This window comes from Vibrio sp. C8 (assembly GCF_054051265.1).
In genome coordinates this window covers 34,031-53,782 of the sequence record NZ_JBPAOE010000005.1, presented here as the reverse complement: position 1 = coordinate 53,782, position 19,752 = coordinate 34,031, and the positions used below count along the sequence as shown (strand labels likewise).

The window sequence follows — 19,752 nt, the reverse complement described above, 5'->3', positions numbered from 1 at the left end:
TGAAATGAATCTAACAGATAAGAACAGATAAAAAAATATCCCTGAGAGCAGGGATATTTTTATAAGTATGCAATTTTACTAACGCTTATGCGTTGACTAGGAAGCGAGGCAGTGATTCTTCTTCACGTAAGGTCAGAATTTCACAACCGTCAGCAGTGACTAAAATCGTGTGCTCCCATTGTGCTGATTTCTTGCCGTCTGCTGTGTAAACAGTCCAATCATCTTCATCATCTAAACGACAACCAAACTTACCAGCGTTAATCATTGGTTCGATGGTAAATGTCATGCCTTCGCGAAGGATGGTGCGATCACTGTTCTTGTAGTGAACCACTTGCGGTTCTTCATGGAACTCAGCGCCAATGCCGTGGCCACAGTAGTCACGGACAATAGAAAACTTAGTGCTAGGGTTGTTCTTATTGTTCGTTTTGATGTACTTCTCGATAGTTGTACCAATTTCACCAAGTTGGATACCCGGTTTCACTTTTTTCAGTGACAAGTACAAGCTTTCTTGTGCAACCATACATAAGCGCTTATCCGCAGGAGATACATCTCCTACTAAAAACATTTTTGACGTGTCGCCGTGGTAACCATCTTTGATAACAGTGATATCGATATTGATGATGTCACCGTCTTTTAGTACCGCAGGGCGAACCAACTGACCGAAAGTGGTATCTTGAGTTGCAGGAATACCATGACACACAATGTGGTTGATCGATGTGCAAATTGACTTAGGGTAGCCGTGATAATTGAGAGGTGCTGGGATTGCGCCTTGAACTTCGGTGATATGTTTATGGCAGATCTGATCCAGCTCTTCAGTGGTCACTCCTGGTTTTACAAAAGGTTCAATCATTTCTAGAACTTCTGCGGCTAAGCGACCAGCAACGCGCATTTTTTCTATTTCTTCAGCATTCTTAATTTTTACAGACATCGGCTTTACTCTATATTCGTTTTTGCACTTGGTATGTGCTAATGGCGTTATTGTATCAGTGGAAAGTGGAAGCGCAAGAAAACACTCAAATAAGAATTGTTATGATTGCCTACAATTACTTCTAAGCGTTGAGCATTTATTCATGGTTTTTCACTAGGGTGAGCGTTAGCCGCTGACAAGTGAAAGGCATTTTTTTCTAGCCATAAAGGTGAAAAATATGGTATAAAGCGCGCCGGAATCAGGGTCTGTTTTCTTCTTTATTGGCGAATCAGATTTTGTTCCATTAACTTTTATTTTAAATCACACACATTCCGACACGTGTTCCGGGGTGCTCCAAGTATTAGCTTAGGAGTCGGATGCATGGGGGATGTGGAGGCCTAACCCCATAGAGGATTTTATAATGGCAACTGTATCAATGCGCGACATGCTGAAAGCTGGTGTTCACTTCGGTCACCAAACTCGTTACTGGAACCCAAAAATGAAGCCATTCATTTTCGGTGCTCGTAACAAAGTTCATATCATCAACCTAGAAAAAACTGTACCAATGTTCAACGAAGCTCTAGCAGAGCTAGTTAAAGTTGGCGAGAAAAAAGGTAAAGTTCTTTTCGTAGGTACTAAGCGCGCTGCATCTGAAGCTGTTAAAGAAGCTGCTATTGCAAGCAACCAATACTACGTAAACAACCGTTGGTTAGGTGGTATGCTAACTAACTGGAAAACTGTTCGTCAATCAATCAAGCGTCTTAAAGAACTTGAAGCACAGTCTACAGACGGTACTTTCGACAAACTAACTAAGAAAGAAGCTCTAATGCGTACTCGCGAAATGGAGAAGCTAGAGAAATCTCTTGGTGGTATCAAAGACATGGGCGGCCTTCCAGACGCTCTATTCGTAATCGACGCTGATCACGAGCACATCGCAGTTAAAGAAGCAAACAACCTAGGTATCCCAGTATTCGCGGTTGTTGATACTAACTCTAACCCAGACGGCGTTGACTACGTTATCCCTGGTAACGACGACGCAATCCGTGCAGTTCAACTATACCTAAACGCAGCGGCTGAATCAGTAAATGAAGGCCGTAACAAAGACGTAGCTGTAGTTGCTGAAAAAGACGGTTTCGTAGAAGCTGAATAATAGCGGCTCCGAGTCTCACTTAGCGTATGAGTCAAAAACTGAAACATATGCTAGGTTATAGTTAGTATTGGGGGCCGATAATGTAGGCCCTCAATTTTTACCTTATCCAGAATTTAACTGAGGAATAGAGAATGGCTGTTACTGCTGCTCTAGTAAAAGAACTGCGCGAACGTACTGGCGCAGGTATGATGGAATGTAAAAAAGCGCTTGTTGAAACAAACGGTGACATCGAGCTAGCAATTGAAAATATGCGTAAGTCTGGCGCTGCTAAAGCTGCTAAAAAAGCAGGTAACGTAGCTGCTGAAGGTACTATCGCAATCAAAGAAGCAAACGGTGTAGCTGTTCTTCTTGAAGTTAACTGTCAAACAGACTTCGTTGCAAAAGATGCTAACTTTACTGCGTTCGTAAACCAAGTTGCTGAAGATGCACTAGCGTCAAAAGCTTCTGTTGAAGAACTACAAGCTAAATTCGAAGAAACTCGCGTTGCTCTAGTAGCTAAAATCGGCGAAAACGTAAACATCCGTCGCGTACAATACGTTGAGGGTGCTGCACTAGCTACTTACCGTCACGGTGAGAAGATCGGTGTTGTTGTTGCTGGTGAAGGCGACGCTGAAACTCTAAAACACGTTGCTATGCACGTAGCTGCTTCTCGTCCAGAGTACGTTAACCCTGAAGACGTACCTGCAGACGTAGTTGCTAAAGAGCGTGAAGTTCAAGTTGAAATCGCTATGAACGAAGGCAAGCCAAAAGAAATCGCAGAGAAAATGGTTGAAGGCCGCATGAAGAAATTCACTGGCGAAGTTTCTCTAACTGGTCAACCATTCGTAATGGAACCTAAGAAATCTGTTGGTGAAATCCTTAAAGAGCGTGGCGCTGCTGTTTCTACTTTCGTTCGCCTAGAAGTGGGTGAAGGTATCGAGAAAGCTGAAGGCCTAAGCTTCGCTGAAGAAGTTGCATTGGCTCAAAAAGGTTAATCCTTAGCGAATTGCTTATAAAAAGACCGTAGCCAAGGCTGCGGTCTTTTCACGAATAAGCCGGTGAATGATCGTTCATGTGTATAACTCACGAACTTATATAAATTAGCAAGCAGTTTAGCCGTGACGAATGTGCTTACTTGAGTAAGCTTATTCATGACTGTTAATCAACAACTCTCTTTGGAAGGTAAAGTCCATGACAACGAACCCTAAACCAGTATATCAACGTATTCTGTTAAAACTTAGCGGTGAAGCGCTTCAAGGTGAAGAAGGTTTTGGTATTGATCCAGCCGTTCTTGATCGTATGGCTCAAGAAGTGAAAGAACTGGTGGAACTTGGTGTCCAAGTGGGTGTTGTTATCGGTGGCGGTAACTTATTCCGTGGCGCTGGTCTAGCGAAAGCAGGAATGAACCGTGTAGTGGGCGACCACATGGGAATGCTTGCAACGGTAATGAATGGTTTAGCAATGCGTGACGCACTTCACCGTGCGTATGTGAATGCTCGTGTAATGTCTGCAATTCCATTGAATGGTGTGTGTGACGATTACAACTGGGCAGATGCTATCAGCCAACTACGTGGCGGTCGTGTTGTGATTTTCTCGGCAGGTACTGGAAACCCATTCTTCACAACGGATTCAGCTGCGTGTCTGCGCGGTATTGAAATTGAAGCGGATATTGTACTAAAAGCAACGAAAGTTGATGGTGTGTTCTCGGCTGACCCTGTGGCTAACCCAGAAGCTCAGTTGTATGATAAACTTTCATACAACGACGTTCTTGAGAAAGAATTGAAAGTAATGGATTTAGCGGCATTTACATTGGCTCGTGATCACGGCATGCCAATCCGTGTATTCAATATGAACAAACCTGGCGCTCTACGCCGTGTGGTTATGGGTGAAGCGGAAGGTACGCTGATCAGCGCCTAAGTATAATCACTCTGTAGATGAAATAAGAATTAAGGTGAAATTGTGATTAATGAGATTAAAAAAGACGCTCAAGAGCGTATGGACAAAAGTGTTGAAGCATTAAAGAACACCCTTTCTAAGATTCGTACTGGTCGTGCGCACCCAAGCATACTTTCTGGCATTTCTGTTGAGTACTACGGTGCTCCAACTCCTCTAAGTCAAGTTGCAAACGTTGTAGCAGAAGATGCACGTACGCTAGCAATCACAGTATTTGATAGAGAGCTAACAGCAAAAGTTGAAAAAGCAATTATGGCATCAGACTTAGGTTTGAATCCTATGTCTGCAGGTACTGTTATCCGAGTACCACTTCCTCCGCTAACTGAAGAGCGTCGCCGTGATCTCGTTAAGATCGTACGTGGTGAAGCAGAAGGTGGCCGTGTTGCAGTACGTAATATTCGTCGTGATGCGAACGGCGATCTTAAAGGTCTGCTTAAAGATAAAGAAATCTCTGAAGACGAAGATCGTAAAGCTCAAGATGAGATTCAAAAACTGACTGACCTAGCTGTGAAGAAAATAGATGAAGTTCTTGCAGCGAAAGAAAAAGAACTAATGGAAGTTTAATCTCTCATAACTTTCAATGTTATAAACGCTGTGCTCGCAGCACAGCGTTTAACTATGCTACTCTTCACAATCTTTTTATCGTCAAAACTTCCTTATGCAAAATTCGCAACTCTCTCCAGAAGCTTTACCACAACATATCGCTGTCATTATGGATGGCAATGGTCGTTGGGCTAAAGAGCAGGGGAAACCTCGAGTCTTCGGCCACAAAAATGGTGTAGCATCTGTTCGTAAGACAATCTCAACTGCCGCTCGTTTGGGTATCAAAGCTGTCACATTATTCGCATTTAGTAGTGAAAATTGGCGTCGCCCTGAAGAAGAAGTGGGTGTGCTAATGGAATTGTTTATGGCGGTCTTAACGACGGAAGTTAAGAAGTTGCATAAAAATCAATTACGTCTGCGTGTTATCGGTGATAAGAGTCGTTTTAGTGAACGCTTGCAAAATAAAATTGCTCAAGCGGAAGAGCTGACGAAAGATAATACAGGCATGTTGATCAACATCGCGGCAAATTATGGCGGTCAATGGGATATTACTCAAGCAACTCGAAGTATTGCAGAAAAAGTGGCACAAGGTGAGCTGGTTGCTTCTGATATTACAGAGGAAACCATTCGTGCACATTTGACCATGTCAGATATTCCTGAAGTTGATTTAATGATTCGTACTGGCGGTGAATGTCGCATCAGTAACTTTATGCTGTGGCAGCTGGCTTATGCTGAGCTGTATTTCACTCCAACTTACTGGCCAGAATTTGGTGAGGAAAGTTTGGTTGAAGCAGTGACTTGGTTTGTTAATCGTGAGCGTCGTTTTGGCTGCACTGGTGAACAAATCAAGGCATTGATGGAAAAATAAAATAGGATTTTAAAGTTTGAAGCAAAGAATAATTACAGCGCTCATACTTGCACCTTTGGTGATTTTAGCCATTTTTTATCTCTCTCTTCCTTGGTTCATGGTTGCATTGGCAACGGTGACTTTTATTGGTTCATGGGAATGGACACAGTTTGTAAATGCTTCTTCTCGTTACCTTGCTTTAGTCCCTGCGGCTATTGTTGGGGTCGGAAGTTACTTTTGGTTAGCTCCAGACGAAGCTTGGTTTCATTCTCTCAGTGATTCTCATTTCTTGTTACTTATCGTGGGTAGTTTATGGTGGGTGTTCTCCAGTTTCCTAGCCATTAGTTATCCTAAATCTCGCCCATGGTGGGAAAACTCCAATGTGTTGCGTCACCTGTTTGGGCTTCTTACATTGATCCCGTTTTTCTGGAGTGTGATTTTCCTTCGCGCCGAAAATATTGAGGTTGATTCGTATCACGGTGCACGCTTAGTGCTGTTTGTTTGCTTTATCGTATGGTCTGCAGATAGCGGAGCCTATTTTGCTGGAAAAAGCTTCGGTAAACACAAAATGGCGCCTGCTGTAAGTCCAAACAAAACGATGGAAGGCCTAGTAGGTGGTGTTATTGCTGCAATGTTGGTGGGGTGGATATTTGCTGATTTGTTTAGTATTCAGTTCACATCTGTGCCTGTCATGTTATTCACCATCTTAGTTACGGTGGTTATTTCTGTGCTTGGTGACCTAGTTGAGAGTATGTTCAAACGTGTTTCCGGTATCAAGGACAGTAGCAATATTATTCCAGGGCATGGCGGTATACTTGATCGTATAGACAGCCTGACAGCTGCTTTCCCTGTTTTCGCTTTTCTTTACTTCATGCTTTAACAGATAGGCAAGCACGTCTTGCCTATTCCTATTATTAACAACGGTTTTGCTATGCGTAAGTTAACGATTCTTGGTGCAACAGGCTCTATTGGTGCTAGCACACTGAAAGTAGTTAAAGAAAATCCGGAACAATTTGAAATTGTTGCTTTAGCTGCAGGTGTGAACGTTGAAAAAATGCGAGAGCTCTGCCTGATTTGGAAGCCACAATATGCTGTGATGGCGACGGCTAAAGCTGCGCAAGAACTTTCCTTACAGTTGTCTGAACTTAACCTTCGTACCGAAGTGTCGTATGGCGTTGATGCTATGTGTCATGTCGCCTCTATGGGTGAGGTTGATACGGTCATGGCTGCTATCGTAGGTGCGGCGGGCTTAGTGCCAACGATGGCTGCAGTGAAAGCGGGCAAACGAGTGTTACTTGCCAACAAAGAAGCGCTTGTTATGTCCGGCCAGTTGTTTATTGATGCCGTTGAACAATATGATGCTGAACTTTTACCTGTCGATAGTGAACATAATGCTATTTTCCAGTGTCTACCTAGAGAGGTGCAGTCTCAGCTAGGTCGTTGCGAGCTCGCTTCTAATGGTGTGTCTCACATTTTGCTGACAGGCTCGGGTGGTCCGTTTCGCTATAGTGATATCAGCACGTTAGCAAGTGTTACTCCTGAGCAGGCAATTGCTCATCCAAACTGGTCTATGGGGCCTAAGATTTCTGTTGATTCAGCAACAATGATGAACAAAGGTTTGGAGTACATTGAAGCTAAGTGGTTGTTTAATGCTTCAAGAGAGCAACTCAAAGTTTTGATTCACCCTCAGTCGGTGATCCATTCCATGGTGCAGTTTAAAGATGGCTCAGTGATCGCCCAGATGGGGGAACCAGACATGGCAACTCCGATCGCGTACACTATGGCTTATCCAAATCGCGTGAGCGCGAATGTGAACTCTTTAGATTTCACTCGTTTGAGCGAGTTGACATTCATGGATGTTGATTACCAGCGATACCCTTGTTTGAAATTGGCTATCGATGCTTGTTATGAAGGACAACATGCAACAACATCTCTTAATGCCGCAAATGAAGTTGCAGTGGATGCGTTCCTGAAAGGGAAAATCCGTTTTACCGATATTGCAGTGATTAATGAAAGAGTGCTAACACAAGTATGTGGCACTAATAACCAGTTACATTCCTACGACTTGGAAAGCCTGTTAGAGCTCGATACAATGGCTCGCAAGCTAGCTAACCAAGCACTTAAAGAGCGTATATTATGAGTGGCATTTTGTGGAACTTTGTCTCCTTTATCGTTGCCCTTGGCATATTAGTCGCGGTGCATGAATTTGGGCACTTCTGGGTTGCCAGAAAGTGTGGCGTCAAAGTCGAAAAATTTTCTATTGGTTTCGGTAAGTCCATCTGGAGCAAAATTGGCAAAGATGGTACGGAATACAGCATCTCAATGATTCCACTTGGTGGCTTCGTTAAAATGCTTGATGGGCGCGTTGACGATGTGCCTGCAGATCAACAGTGCTTTGCATTTGATAAAAAGCCACTTTGGAAACGTTCAGCTATCGTTGCTGCTGGTCCAGCATTTAACTTTTTCTTCGCTATTTTTGCTTACTGGCTGGTTTTTCTGGTCGGTGTTCCATCCGTGAAGCCAGTTATTGGCGAAGTCGCTCCTCATTCTATTTCTGCTCAGGCTGGTCTTGAGTCAGGTATGCAAATTAAATCCGTTGCGGGTGTCGAAACACTGAATTGGGAATCGGTCAACATGGGGTTGGTCGATCATATCGGCGATAAACAGCTCGTAATGACTGTGACCTCTCAAGAAGGTGTCGGACTCGACGAAATTAAAACTTTAGATCTGTCTGCATGGAACTTTGACCCAGAATCAGAGTCTGCTATGGAGGCTTTAGGCTTTAAACCTTATACCCCTGAAATCTATATGTCTTTACAGAGTATATCCGAAGGGGGAGCAGGTCAGCTTGCTGGTCTCGAGGTTGGTGATGTTCTTACTCACATTGATGGGCATCCAATCAATGACTGGCAACAGGTTGTAACGGCTATCCAAAACAGCCCTGATAAGCCACTTCAGTTGAAAGTTGATAGAGAAGGTGAAGAGTTATCTCTGGTTTTAACCCCTCAGGCAAAGAATGTGGCTCAAGGGAAAGTGATCGGTTTTGCTGGTATCGCACCTGAAGTCGCAGAATGGCCTGAAAATTATCGCTTTGATCTCCAATATGGTGTAATTGAATCGGTTGGCAAAGCGGTCGAAAAAACAGGGCAAGTTATTGGTTTAACCGTCAATATGTTGAAGAAACTTATTGTTGGTGATGTTGGTCTGAATAATTTAAGTGGTCCAATTTCGATTGCCAAAGGCGCCGGAACAACAGCCGATTACGGTCTGGTTTACTTCTTGGGCTTTTTAGCACTGATTAGTGTGAATTTAGGGATTATAAACTTGGTGCCACTACCGATGTTAGATGGCGGACACCTTTTATTTTTTGCTATTGAGGGGGTTACCCGTCGCCCGGTACCAGAAAAAGTACAAGAAATGGGCTATCGAATTGGTGGGGCAATCATATTCTCTTTAATGGCAGTGGCATTATTTAACGATTTTACTCGCCTGTGATTGATTAGCATTAGGCAAAAGCGGTAGTAAGGAATAATTCAAATACATATGGCAATGAAAAAGATCCTTTTCGCGACACTGCTCGCAACCAGCGTGTCGGCGAATAGTGCCGAAAATTTTGTTGTACAGGACATTCAGATCAACGGCTTACAACGTGTGGCACTTGGTGCAGCTTTGTTGAAAATGCCAGTTCGAATCGGTGATTCTGTAGACTCTCAAGATGTTGCAGGGATTATCAAAGCGTTATACGCATCTGGTAACTTTGAGGATGTGAAAGTTCTTAGAGATGGTGATGTGTTGGTCGTTGAGGTGAAAGAACGCCCGACGATAGCTACGGTTTCTTTCTCTGGTAATAAGGCAATTAAAGAAGAGCAGCTTCAGCAAAACCTTGATGCTTCAGGTATTCGCGTGGGCGAAGCATTAGATCGCACTACGTTGAGCAACATTGAAAAAGGTCTTGAAGACTTTTACTACAGTGTCGGTAAATACAACGCGACTGTTCAGGCTGTTGTTACGCCTCTGCCACGAAACCGTGCGGATTTGAAATTTGTTTTTACTGAAGGTGTTTCTGCAAAAATTCAGCAGATCAACTTTATCGGTAACCAAGTTTTTTCTGATGAAGAACTTTTGTCTCGCTTTAACCTCAATGTTGATGTCTCATGGTGGAACTTCCTTTCTGATGATAAGTATCAAAAGCAAGTTCTAGCAGGTGATATCGAGGCTCTTCGCTCCTACTATCTTGATCGCGGTTACTTAAAGTTTCAGGTTGAATCGACCAACGTATCTATCTCTCCAGATAAGAAAGGGGTCTATATCGCGTTGAACCTGACTGAAGGTGAGCCTTATACAGTCAAGGGCGTAAAATTCCGTGGTGAACTTATCGGCAAAGAAGATGAGTTTAATGCTCTTATCCCGTTTGAAGATGGTGAGACCTATAACGGCTCTGCTGTTACTCAACTTGAAGAGGGCGTAAAGCGCGTTCTTGGTGAGGCTGGGTATGCTTATCCCCAAGTCCGTACTATTCCAGAATTTAATGACGGCACCAAAGAAGTATCGCTAGTTGTCAATGTTGAAGCTGGTAAGCGTATTTATGTGCGCGACATTCGTTTTGTTGGTAACAATGCGACTCGTGACGAAGTCCTTCGTCGTGAAATGCGTCAAATGGAAGGCAGTTGGTTAAGTTCGAAAGCGATAGATACCGGTAAAGCGCGTCTAAGTCGTTTAGGTTTCTTCGAAACGGTAGATGTACAAACCGTTCGAGTTCCCGGCAGCGAAGACCAAGTTGACCTTGTTTATAATGTTAAAGAAGCCAACTCTGGTAGCGTAAACTTTGGTATTGGTTACGGTACTGAATCTGGTGTTAGTTTCCAAGTCGGTCTGCAACAAGACAACTTTTTAGGTACGGGTAATCGTGTTGGTATCAGTGCAATGACTAACGATTACCAAAAGAACGTCACCTTAGAATACCGAGACCCATACTGGAACTTAGATGGTGTGAGTTTAGGTGGTAAAGTTTTCTACAACCAATTTGAAGCTTCAGAGGCGGGTATTGTTGACTATACCAACGAAAGTTACGGTACCAACCTGACCTGGGGTTTCCCGTTCGATGAATTAAACCGCTTTGAGTTTGGTGTCGGTTATACCCACAATAAGCTCGGCAATTTGTCTCCTTATTTGCAAGTAGAGCGGTTCTTGGTTGCGCAGGCAAGTAACGTTGATAGTGATGGTAGTCTGGTCACGAATGATTTTGATATAAACTTGTCATGGACACGTAACAACCTTAATAAAGGCTACTTCCCGACAGCAGGTAATTATCAACGCGCCTTTTATAAGATGACCGTACCTGGCTCTGACGCAAAGTACTTCAAACTGCAGTATGATGTCCGTCAGTACTTCCCATTAACCAAGAAACATGAGTTTGCATTGTTGCTTCGCGGTCGATTGGGGTATGGTAACGGTTATGGTCAAACGGATGGCAATGATAATTTGTATCCGTTCTATGAAAACTTCTACGCTGGTGGTTTCACGAGTCTACGAGGTTTTGGTTCAAACTCAGTTGGCCCGAAAGCGGTGTATCGTGATTACTCGAGCTCAAATAATGGTTCGGATATTGCTTCTGATGAGTCTGTGGGGGGGAACGCCGTTGCTTTAGGTAGTTTAGAACTAATCTTCCCGACGCCATTTGCATCGGATGAAGCTAGAAACCAAATCCGTACCAGTATCTTCTTCGATATGGCGAGTGTCTGGGATACAGAATTTGATTACCGTGAAGGTGGAGCAGATTATGCTAACGAGTACTACTACGACTACTCCGATCCAACAAACTACCGCTCGTCTTACGGTGTAGCATTACAATGGATGTCACCGATGGGCCCATTGGTATTCTCGTTGGCTAAGCCAATAAAAATTTACGAAGGTGATGATGAAGAGTTCTTTACATTCACCATCGGTAAAACGTTCTAATAGAGGAAAGTATTTTGAAAAATATTATGAAAGCTGCTGGTGTTAGTCTTCTTGTTCTTAGCTCATCAATGTTCGCAAATGCAGCTGAAGCAGCGCAAAAAGTCGGTTATATCAACACTGCACAAGTATTCCAAGCACTGCCACAACGTGAAGTAGTGTTGCAAAAAATGAAAGCTGAATTTGAAGATAAAGCGGCGGAATTGCAGAGCATTCAAGCGCAAGCTAAAACCAAAATTGAAAAACTTAAGCGTGATTCTTCTCTAATGAGTCAAGATGAAGTTGAAAAACTGCGTATTGAAATTGGTCAGTTAGACAGCACATATAAAATCAAAGCTCAGGCACTGGATAAAGCGTCTGCACAACGTGAAAATGAAGAAAAACAAAAGTTATTCCACGTGATTCAAGAAGCTGTGAAAAAAGTGGCAGAGAAAGAAGGTTACGATATGATTATTGATATCAGTGCTATGCAATATGGTAAGCCTGAATTCAATATTTCAGAGAAAGTAATTAAATCAATCAAATAACTAGCTCTTATAGACAAAATAGCAATTAAACATGAAAACACTGACTTTAGCTGAATTAGCAGCAATTACTGGCGGTGAGTTACACGGTGATGGCAATGCTGTTGTTCGTCGTGTTGCTCCAATGGACAGCGCACAAGAAGGCGATGTGACCTTTTTGTCTAATCCTAAATACAGCAAACACTTAGCCGAATCAAAAGCGACAGTGTTGATGGTGAAAGAGTCAGAGCGATCGCTGTGTCCGTCGAATGTGTTGGTTGTTGCTGACCCTTACGTTGCCTTCGCTAAGGTAGCACAAGCGTTAGATTTGACGCCTGCACCGGCTGAAAATGGTGTGTCAGCAAGTGCGGTTGTCGCTGCAGACGTAGTTATGGGTACTAACGTTTCTATCGGTGCCAATGCTGTAGTCGAGTCAGGTGTTGAGTTGGGTAACAACGTCGTTATTGGTGCTGGCTGCTTTGTTGGCAAAAATGCCAAATTGGGCAACAACACCAAGCTTTGGGCGAATGTGAGCGTCTACCACGAAGTGCAAATCGGTAGTGACTGCTTGATTCAATCCAGCACTGTTATTGGTTCTGACGGGTTTGGTTATGCGAATGAGCGTGGCGAATGGGTCAAGATCCCTCAAATCGGTTCTGTACGAATTGGTAACCGTGTTGAAATTGGTGCATGTACCACTATCGACCGTGGTGCTCTAGACGATACCGTGATCGAAGATAACGTGATCATCGACAACCAAATTCAAATCGCTCACAACGTGCACATCGGATATGGTACAGCCATGGCTGGTGGTACAGTTGTTGCCGGAAGCACTCAAATTGGTAAGTACTGCATTATTGGTGGTGCATGTGTTATTAACGGCCACATTACTATTGCTGATGGTGTGACCATCACGGGTATGGGGATGGTAATGCGCAGTATCGAAGAAAAAGGCATGTACTCGTCAGGTATTCCTTTACAGCCAAACAAAGAGTGGCGTAAGACTGCGACTCGTGTTCATCGTATTGATGAGATGAACAAGCGTCTTAAAGAAGTTGAAAAGCAAATCGCGCAAAAAAACGACGCTTAATGGCATATTTTACAGACCTTTGTCGATAAGGCTCGCAAAGTGCGAGTCTTTTTCGTCTATAATGCCGAAAAGATTTTTTGAAAATTTAATGAATAGGAATATGACTTTGACGACTGAAAAGAAAACGATGAATATCACCGAAATTCAGGAGCTACTTCCTCATCGCTATCCGTTTTTGTTGATTGATCGCGTAACCGATTACGAAGAAGGCAAATATCTGGTTGGCCTTAAAAACGTTTCAGTAAATGAACCTCAGTTTACAGGTCATTTTCCGCAGCTACCGATTTTCCCTGGTGTACTTATTCTTGAAGCGATGGCTCAAGCTACGGGTTTGCTAGCGTTTAAATCTTTTGGCTCATCGAAAGAAAATGAACTTTACTACTTCGCGAGTATTGATAATGCAAAATTCCGTAAGCCAGTTGTTCCGGGCGACCAACTGATTATCGAAGTGGAATTCTTGAAAGAACGTCGTGGTATCGCTCTGTTTAATGGTGTTGCGAAAGTAGACGGTGAAGTTGTATGTTCTGCTGAACTAAAATGTGCACGTAGAGAGTTTTAAGATGATTCACGAATCAGCAAAAATTCATCCAAGCGCAGTAGTAGAAGAAGGTGCGGTGATTGGTGCAAACGTAACTGTTGGACCTTTTACTTACATCACTTCTGGCGTGAAAATTGGCGACAACACAGAAGTGATGTCGCATGTTGTCATCAAAGGTAATACGGTTATCGGTAAAGAGAACCGCATTTTCCCTCATGCTGTTATTGGCGAAGAAAACCAAGACAAGAAATACAGCGGTGAAGATACAACAGTGGTTATCGGTGATCGCAATGTGATCCGTGAAGCGGTGCAAATTCATCGTGGCACGGTGCAAGACAAAGCGACTACTATTGTGGGTAATGACAACCTACTTTGTGTTAACGCGCATATCGCTCATGACTGTGTTGTCGGCAATAATACTCACATTGGTAACAATGCGATCCTTGGCGGACACGTAACAGTCGAAGACCACGCTGGCGTAATGGCGTTATCTGCCATTCACCCATTCTGTAGTGTAGGTGCTTATGCTTACGTTGGTGGCTGTTCAGCGGTTGTTCAGGACGTACCTGCATACGTACTTGCACAGGGTAACCACGCAACACCTTTCGGTTTGAACCTTGTTGGTTTGAAACGTAACGGTTTTGAAAAAGCAGAGATTCGCGCCATTCAAAAAGCGTACAAAGAGATCTACCGTTCAGGTAAAACACAAGCAGAAGTGCTGCCTGTACTGAAAGAGATCGCGCAAGAGTGGCCTGCTGTAGAACGTTTCATTTCCATTTTGGAAACGACGGAACGTGGTATCATTCGTTAATATTCGATTGAACTGACGATTGGAAAAGATCGCAGCTTAAATGCTGCGGTCTTTTTGTGTTTTAAGGCTAGCGATATTCAATTGCTATGCTCACATTCTTCCATAATTTAAGGCTAATAAAAGTATGTCTGAAGTGAGAAAGCCGCTGCGCGTAGGTATTGTTGCTGGAGAAATGTCTGGTGATACGTTAGGTGAAGGCTTTATCAAAGCAATTAAGCAGCAATATCCAGACGCAGAGTTTGTCGGTATTGGTGGCCCGAAGATGATAGCTCAAGGGTGTGAGTCACTCTTTGATATGGAAGAGCTGTCTGTAATGGGCTTAGTTGAGGTGCTTGGTCGCTTATCTCGTCTACTGAAAGTCAAAGCTGAATTGGTTAAGTATTTTACCTCTAACCCGCCAGATGTGTTTGTGGGCATCGATGCACCAGACTTCAACTTGCGTCTTGAGTTGGACCTGAAAAATTCGGGTATCAAGACTGTGCATTATGTCAGCCCTTCAGTATGGGCTTGGCGCCAAAAGCGCATTTTTAAAATTGAAGCGGCGACCAATCTTGTTTTAGCATTTTTACCGTTTGAAAAAGCCTTTTACGACAAGTTTAATGTGCCTTGTGAATTTATCGGTCATACATTGGCAGACTCGATTCCACTGCAAAATGATAAATTGCCAGCACAGCAATTGCTAGGCTTAGACCCAGCCCGACGTTGGTTAGCTGTATTGCCGGGAAGTCGTGGTGGTGAAATGAAAATGCTCGCACAACCATTTATCGAAACTTGTCAAAAACTGCGTGAGAAATACCCTGATCTTGGCTTCGTCGTTGCGTTAGTCAATCAGAAGCGTCGCGAGCAGTTTGAAGCTGTTTGGAAGGCGACGGCCCCAGATCTTGATTTTGTATTAGTGGACGATACCGCGCGCAATGTCATTACAGCTTCAGATGCGGTGTTATTGGCTTCAGGCACTGTGGCGTTGGAATGCATGCTGTTAAAACGCCCTATGGTTGTTGGTTACCGCGTCAATGCCTTAACGTATTTCTTGGCGAAAAGATTGGTGAAAACACCTTATGTGTCGCTACCGAACATATTAGCCGAGCAAGAGTTAGTGACAGAATTGCTGCAAGACGACTGTACCGTTGAAAACTTAGTGCAACATGTCAGCCAACTTTTGGATGGTGATAATCAAGCAATGTTGGAAAAATTTGCCGAAATGCACCAATGGATTCGAAAAGGTGCAGATGAACAAGCTGCTCACGCTGTACTGAAATTAATAGAGAAAGCGTAATTATGTCGATAAATAAGACTTCAGCGAAGAAGCCTGCTCAAGAGTTACCTCCGTTTGAAATACCACAAGGCTACCAGCTTATTGCCGGTGTGGATGAAGTAGGAAGAGGGCCTCTCGTTGGAGATGTGGTGACTGCCGCTGTGATTTTAGATCCTAATAACCCTATTGAAGGCTTGAATGATTCCAAAAAACTCAGTGAGAAAAAACGTCTTGCGCTTTTACCGGAAATTAAAGAAAAAGCCCTTGCTTGGTCAGTAGGACGTTGTAGCCCAAAAGAAATTGACCAACTGAATATATTTCAAGCCACTATGGTTGCAATGCAGCGTGCAGTCGAAGGATTGAACATTAAGCCAGATTTAGTACTGATTGATGGTAATAAAGTTCCACAGTTACCTATGGACGCGATTGCCGTTGTCAAAGGTGACTTACGAGTGGCGCAGATCAGTGCCGCCTCAATCATTGCAAAAGTCGTGCGTGATCAGGAAATGGAACAGCTGGACAAAGAATTTCCACAGTTCGGTTTTGCCAAACACAAAGGCTATCCGACCAAAGCGCATTTTGAGGCCATTGAACAACACGGTGTGATCGAACAACACCGCAGAAGTTTTGGGCCTGTTAAACGCGTTTTAGGCTTGGAATAAGCCCTGCAATACGTTTGGTATTGACGTAGAATACCTCCCCATAAAAGCGAATATTGAGTATCTAGGACAGAATTGAATGTCAGACCCTAAGTTTATCCACTTACGCATTCACAGTGATTTCTCCATGGTTGACGGCCTGTCAAAAGTGCCTCCTTTGGTTAAAAAAGTGGCTGAAATGGGCATGCCAGCAATGGCATTAACCGACTTTACTAACTTGTGTGGCTTAGTTAAGTTCTACGGAACCGCACACAACAGCGGTGTGAAACCCATCATAGGTGCGGATTTCGCCATGCGTTCAGAAGAGTTAGGTGATGAGCTAACTCGAATTACTGTCTTGGCGAAAAATAATGTTGGTTATAAAAACCTGACTCTTCTTATTTCAGATGCTTATCTGCGTGGTCATGTTCAACACCAACCTGTCATTGATAAAGAGTGGCTAATCAAATACGCAGAAGGTTTGATTATTCTATCCGGAGCCAAACAGGGTGAGATTGGTAAAGCTCTGCTTAAAGGCAACCAACCGCTGGTGGAAAAATGCGTAGAGTTCTATAAAACCTATTTTGCTGACCATTTCTATATTGAGCTGATAAGAACAGGTCGTGCGGATGAAGAAAGCTACTTACACTTTGCTTTGGAAGTGGCGGAAAAAGAAGGCTTGCCAGTTGTTGCCACTAACGAAGTGGTATTCTTGACCGAAGAGTTTTTTGACGCGCATGAAATTCGTGTGGCCATCCATGACGGTTATACTTTAGAAGACCCACGCAGACCGAAACTTTATAGTCCACAGCAATATCTACGCTCTGAAGAAGAGATGTGTGAGCTATTTGCTGATATCCCCGAAGCACTGCAAAACACGGTCGAAATAGCCAAGCGTTGTAACGTGACTGTTCGATTGGGTGAATACTTTCTACCTGCGTTCCCGACTGAAGGAATGCTGGAAACAGAATATCTGATCAAAAAATCAGAAGAAGGTTTGGAAGACCGTCTAGAGTTCTTATTCCCAGATCCTGAAGTGCGTGCTCAGCGCCGTCCTGAATACGATGAACGTCTGCAAATTGAACTTGAAGTAATCAACAACATGGGTTTCCCAGGTTACTTCCTGATCGTAATGGAGTTCATTCAGTGGTCCAAAGACAATGATATTCCGGTTGGGCCGGGACGTGGCTCTGGTGCTGGTTCTTTGGTGGCTTACGCCCTGAAAATAACAGACTTGGATCCGCTTGAGTACGATTTGCTGTTCGAACGTTTCTTGAACCCAGAACGTGTATCCATGCCAGATTTCGACGTCGACTTCTGTATGGATAAGCGTGACCAAGTTATTGATCACGTGGCAGAAATGTATGGTCGTGATGCGGTATCACAGATCATCACCTTCGGTACTATGGCGGCAAAAGCGGTTATCCGCGATGTGGGGCGCGTTCTTGGTCACCCGTTTGGTTTTGTCGACCGTATTTCAAAGCTCATTCCGCCAGATCCCGGTATGACGTTGGAAAAAGCCTTCAAGGCAGAACCTGCACTTCCTGAGTTATATAACTCAGATGAGGATGTCAAAGAGCTAATTGATAAATGCCGAATCCTAGAAGGTTGTACACGAAATGCCGGTAAACATGCTGGTGGTGTAGTAATTTCGCCAACCACAATTACTGATTTTGCACCTATCTACGCAGATTCAGAAGGCCATTTCCCTGTTACTCAATTTGATAAGAATGACGTTGAAACCGCTGGCCTGGTTAAGTTTGACTTCTTGGGTCTACGAACCTTAACCATCATCGACTGGGCATTGGGCTTGATTAACCCTCGAATGGAGAGAGAAGGTAAAGATCCTGTACGCATCGAGTCTATTCCATTAAATGATCCAGCTTCTTTCAGAGTTCTGCAGAATTCAGAAACGACGGCGGTATTCCAGCTTGAATCTCGCGGTATGAAAGATTTGATCAAGCGTCTTCAGCCAGACTGTTTCGAAGATATCATCGCATTGGTGGCACTGTTCCGTCCGGGGCCGTTGCAATCAGGCATGGTAGATAACTTTATCGACCGTAAACACGGCCGTGAAGCGATCTCTTATCCGGATGAAACGTGGCAGCATGAATCTCTCAAAGAGACGCTTGAACCAACCTACGGCATTATCTTGTATCAAGAACAGGTCATGCAGATTGCCCAGATCCTTGCTGGTTATACACTTGGTGGTGCAGATATGTTGCGCCGTGCAATGGGTAAGAAAAAGCCAGAAGAGATGGCAAAGCAGCGTGCCGTCTTCGAAGAAGGAGCGATCAAAAACGGCGTTGATGGCGAATTATCAATGAAGATCTTCGATCTTGTAGAGAAATTCGCTGGATATGGCTTTAACAAATCGCACTCGGCAGCCTATGCTTTAGTATCGTATCAAACACTATGGCTGAAAACGCACTTCCCTGCAGAGTTCATGGCTGCGGTAATGACCGCCGATATGGATAACACCGAAAAAGTCGTTGGTTTGGTGGATGAATGTATCCGTATGGGACTGAAAGTCCTGCCGCCGGATATAAACTCAGGTTTATACCGTTTCAATGTCGATGAAACAGGTGCCATTGTGTATGGTATTGGTGCGATTAAAGGGGTTGGTGAAGGTCCAATCGAAGCGATACAAGAAGCTCGTGCTCAAGGCGGTTATTTTAAAGATCTGTTTGATTTCTGTGCTCGTATTGATTTGAAAAAGGTCAACAAACGGGTCATTGAAAAGTTGATTTTGGCGGGAGCTTTGGACCGTTTAGGTCCGCATCGAGCTGCTATGATGGCATCATTGAACGATGCTGTGAAATCGGCAAGCCAACACCATCAGGCAGAAGCATTTGGTCAGGCAGACATGTTTGGTGTATTGACGGATGCTCCGGAAGAAGTCGAACAAAAATATACCCAAGTCCCTGAGTGGCCAGAAAAAGTGTGGCTAGAAGGTGAGCGTGAAACTTTGGGGCTTTATTTGACAGGCCACCCAATTAACGCCTATCTGAAGGAACTTAATCGATATACTAGCTGTCGTTTAAATGAAGCGACACCAACGCGTCGTGATCAATCGATTACAGTGGCTGGTTTGGTCATTGCTGCGCGTGTAATGACGACTAAGCGCGGAACCCGAATTGGTCTGATGACTTTGGATGACCGTTCCGGTCGCATGGAGGTGATGTTATTCTCTGATGCGCTTGAACGGTATGCAGAATTGCTAGAAAAAGATAAAATTTTAGTGATTTCTGGACAGGTCAGCTTTGATGACTTCAATGGTGGCCTTAAAATGTCGGCGCGCGAAGTCATGGACATGGGCAGCGCACGTGAAAAATATGCCCGTGGCTTATCAATATCGATAGAGCAATCTCAAATTGATGAGCAGTTTTTTGAGCGTTTTAGTGAAATACTTACGCCTCACCGAGCAGGAACGGTTCCTGTCAATGTATACTACCAGCGCCCTGATGCGCGAGCGCGTCTAGTACTTGGTACAGAATGGCGTGTCACACCTAGCGATACATTGTTAGACGAATTGCAACAGCTACTTGGCAGTGATCAGGTAGAACTTGAATTTAACTAAAAT

General features: G+C 43.8%; 17 protein-coding genes. 16 read left to right on the top strand and 1 reads right to left on the bottom strand.

Features of this window, described 5'->3' with window-relative positions:
- Positions 1-85: 85 nt before the first annotated feature.
- The gene (gene map, locus ACRQQK_RS03255; protein WP_457510087.1) at positions 86-979 is read right to left on the bottom strand and encodes a type I methionyl aminopeptidase; all 894 of its coding nucleotides are present in this window, start codon (positions 977-979) and stop codon (positions 86-88) included.
- A 349-nt stretch (positions 980-1,328) separates the two neighbouring features.
- Here map and rpsB point away from each other — a divergent pair, with 349 nt between their 5' ends.
- The 16 genes from rpsB to dnaE all read left to right on the top strand — a co-directional run bounded on the left by rpsB (position 1,329) and on the right by dnaE (position 19,749).
- Complete coding sequence (rpsB, locus tag ACRQQK_RS03250; RefSeq protein ID WP_457510040.1) at positions 1,329-2,057, top strand: 30S ribosomal protein S2; 729 nt, start codon at positions 1,329-1,331, stop codon at positions 2,055-2,057.
- A gap of 131 nt (positions 2,058-2,188) precedes the next feature.
- Positions 2,189-3,031, top strand: coding sequence for a translation elongation factor Ts (tsf, locus tag ACRQQK_RS03245; RefSeq protein ID WP_042480138.1), 843 nt, complete (start codon positions 2,189-2,191; stop codon positions 3,029-3,031).
- Positions 3,032-3,227: 196 nt separating this feature from the next.
- On the top strand, positions 3,228-3,953 hold the full coding sequence (pyrH, locus tag ACRQQK_RS03240; RefSeq protein ID WP_188232735.1) for a UMP kinase: 726 nt from the start codon (positions 3,228-3,230) through the stop codon (positions 3,951-3,953).
- A 42-nt stretch (positions 3,954-3,995) separates the two neighbouring features.
- On the top strand, positions 3,996-4,553 hold the full coding sequence (gene frr, locus ACRQQK_RS03235; RefSeq protein ID WP_457510039.1) for a ribosome recycling factor: 558 nt from the start codon (positions 3,996-3,998) through the stop codon (positions 4,551-4,553).
- Positions 4,554-4,647: 94 nt separating this feature from the next.
- Positions 4,648-5,400: a polyprenyl diphosphate synthase gene (gene uppS / locus ACRQQK_RS03230; RefSeq protein ID WP_457510038.1), complete on the top strand. Its 753-nt coding sequence runs from the start codon at positions 4,648-4,650 to the stop codon at positions 5,398-5,400.
- A 16-nt stretch (positions 5,401-5,416) separates the two neighbouring features.
- A complete protein-coding gene (locus ACRQQK_RS03225; RefSeq protein ID WP_457510037.1) occupies positions 5,417-6,259 on the top strand; it encodes a phosphatidate cytidylyltransferase in 843 nt (280 codons plus the stop codon).
- Between the two features lie 51 nt (positions 6,260-6,310).
- Positions 6,311-7,519, top strand: a complete 1,209-nt coding sequence (gene ispC, locus ACRQQK_RS03220) for a 1-deoxy-D-xylulose-5-phosphate reductoisomerase (RefSeq protein ID WP_457510036.1) — start codon at positions 6,311-6,313, stop codon at positions 7,517-7,519.
- On the top strand, positions 7,516-8,874 hold the full coding sequence (gene rseP / locus ACRQQK_RS03215) for a sigma E protease regulator RseP (RefSeq protein WP_457510035.1): 1,359 nt from the start codon (positions 7,516-7,518) through the stop codon (positions 8,872-8,874). The genes ispC and rseP overlap by 4 nt, the downstream gene beginning before the upstream one ends.
- A 48-nt stretch (positions 8,875-8,922) precedes the next feature.
- Positions 8,923-11,337, top strand: coding sequence for an outer membrane protein assembly factor BamA (gene bamA, locus ACRQQK_RS03210; protein ID WP_457510034.1), 2,415 nt, complete (start codon positions 8,923-8,925; stop codon positions 11,335-11,337).
- Positions 11,338-11,351: 14 nt separating this feature from the next.
- Positions 11,352-11,861: an OmpH family outer membrane protein gene (locus ACRQQK_RS03205; protein ID WP_457510033.1), complete on the top strand. Its 510-nt coding sequence runs from the start codon at positions 11,352-11,354 to the stop codon at positions 11,859-11,861.
- Positions 11,862-11,892: 31 nt separating this feature from the next.
- Entirely contained in the window at positions 11,893-12,927 is a 1,035-nt protein-coding gene (gene lpxD / locus ACRQQK_RS03200) for a UDP-3-O-(3-hydroxymyristoyl)glucosamine N-acyltransferase (RefSeq protein ID WP_457510032.1), read from the top strand.
- Between the two features lie 127 nt (positions 12,928-13,054).
- Entirely contained in the window at positions 13,055-13,486 is a 432-nt protein-coding gene (gene fabZ, locus ACRQQK_RS03195; protein WP_174435408.1) for a 3-hydroxyacyl-ACP dehydratase FabZ, read from the top strand.
- A 1-nt stretch (position 13,487) separates the two neighbouring features.
- Positions 13,488-14,276 (top strand): acyl-ACP--UDP-N-acetylglucosamine O-acyltransferase, encoded by a 789-nt coding sequence (gene lpxA / locus ACRQQK_RS03190; RefSeq protein WP_457510031.1) that lies wholly within the window; start codon positions 13,488-13,490, stop codon positions 14,274-14,276.
- A gap of 133 nt (positions 14,277-14,409) precedes the next feature.
- On the top strand, positions 14,410-15,552 hold the full coding sequence (gene lpxB, locus ACRQQK_RS03185; protein ID WP_457510086.1) for a lipid-A-disaccharide synthase: 1,143 nt from the start codon (positions 14,410-14,412) through the stop codon (positions 15,550-15,552).
- Between the two features lie 2 nt (positions 15,553-15,554).
- Entirely contained in the window at positions 15,555-16,193 is a 639-nt protein-coding gene (gene rnhB / locus ACRQQK_RS03180) for a ribonuclease HII (protein ID WP_457510030.1), read from the top strand.
- A gap of 76 nt (positions 16,194-16,269) precedes the next feature.
- Positions 16,270-19,749 carry a DNA polymerase III subunit alpha gene (gene dnaE / locus ACRQQK_RS03175; protein ID WP_457510029.1) on the top strand — a complete coding sequence of 1,160 codons (3,480 nt, stop codon included), beginning with the start codon at positions 16,270-16,272 and terminating at the stop codon, positions 19,747-19,749.
- The last annotated feature ends 3 nt before the right edge of the window (positions 19,750-19,752 follow it).